The organism is Cupriavidus sp. D384, from assembly GCF_001652915.1.
Classification (GTDB): Bacteria; Pseudomonadota; Gammaproteobacteria; order Burkholderiales; family Burkholderiaceae; genus Cupriavidus.
Genome location: NZ_BBQI01000047.1, coordinates 1 through 1340, shown reverse-complemented (window position 1 = coordinate 1340; position 1340 = coordinate 1). Strand labels below are relative to the sequence as shown.

Sequence of the window (1340 nt, the reverse complement as noted above, 5' to 3'; positions counted from 1 at the left end):
CCTAGCAGGCTGCTGAAGTACTGACCGCGCAAGCGGTGAGGCTTTCCCCCGCAAGCCCCGAGGTTCGCCGTTTTGCACAATCTGGAAGCTGGGCGTCACTACATCGACGTTTTCCGCGTTTTGTCGCCCATTTCCGGCCGCATTGCCGGGATTACTGCAACTGCGGACGGATTTGTCCTAACGAGCGCATGCGCACGAGGTTGAAGGCGGCCATGCTCAGCACAAACATCTGATCGACTTTCTTCAGGCCGCGCACCATCACCTGACGCATGCGCCCCACGGTCTTGACCCACCCAAAGCCTTGTTCGATCAGCTTGCGCTTTTGTTGCGAGACGGCATACCCGGCGCTGCAAGCAATCGCCTCAGGAACTGCAGAGCGCCGCCCCGAGGTGTTCTGCGCCACGTGGGGCGTCACCTTCATTTCCAGACAGGCCTGAATGAACTCGTGCGCGTCGTATCCCTTGTCCGCGCCCACGGTGACTTCTACATTCAGGTCTTCAATCACCTGCCTGGCATCGTTGAGCATGACCTTTGCGGCCTCACGCTCGGCGTGTCCGTCCGCGTTGGTCACCATGGCGCTCACGACCAGGCCGTGGCGGTTGTCGCTCAGGGTATGACCCATGTAGCGCAGCTCGCTAGCGGTCTTACCCTTGCGGTAGAGCTTGGCATCGGGATCGGTCTTGGACTCGTGCGTCTCGTTGCTGCGCTTGCGCCCCTTGAAGTCGCCGCCGTCGTTGTCGTCCTTGTCGCCGCCATCCTTGCGCACGAAGCTCTTGTGGCCGGCCCACGCCTGAATCAGCGTGCCGTCGACGCTGAAGTGTTCGCCTGACAGCCAGTTCTTCTCTTGCGCGATGGCAAGCACCTCGTTGAAGAACTGGATCACCGCATCATGCTTGATCAGCCGTTCGCGGTTCTTGGTGAAGACTGTGGGCACCCAAACTGGGTCGTCCATCGACAGCCCGATGAACCAGCGAAACAGCAGGTTGTACTGGGTCTGCTCCATGAGTTGACGTTCGGAACGAATGCTGTAGAGCACCTGCAGCAGCATGGCCCGCAGCAGCTTCTCCGGCGCAATGCTGGGCCGGCCGCCCTTGATATCGGCCTCGTACATCTGTGCGAACAATCGGTCCATCTTCACCAGTGCCTGGTTGGCCATAGCGCGAATCGAACGCAGCGGGTGGGACTGCGGAACGAAATCCTCCAGCCTCCGCATAGTGAACAAACTCTCGGTGAAGGTGTCTGCGCCGCGCATGAAAGTAGCGTTGGGTGGGATCCTCAAATCAACGCTTCATCCAGTCGTCGCGCTGACGTCCGCTGGAGGTATTTCAGCAGCCTGCTAG

General features: G+C 60.0%; 1 protein-coding gene. It reads right to left on the bottom strand.

The window, feature by feature from the left end; all coding sequences use genetic code 11:
• Positions 1-151: 151 nt before the first annotated feature.
• Positions 152-1252, bottom strand: coding sequence for an IS5 family transposase (locus A9J21_RS13305; RefSeq protein WP_066736299.1), 1101 nt, complete (start codon positions 1250-1252; stop codon positions 152-154).
• Between the last annotated feature and the right edge of the window lie 88 nt (positions 1253-1340).

What these genes read in the sequence shown, in the direction of transcription:
- A9J21_RS13305 (WP_066736299.1), bottom strand. Translation starts at nt 1,252, where the DNA reads ATGCGCGGCGCAGACACCTTCACCGAGAGTTTGTTCACTATGCGGAGG.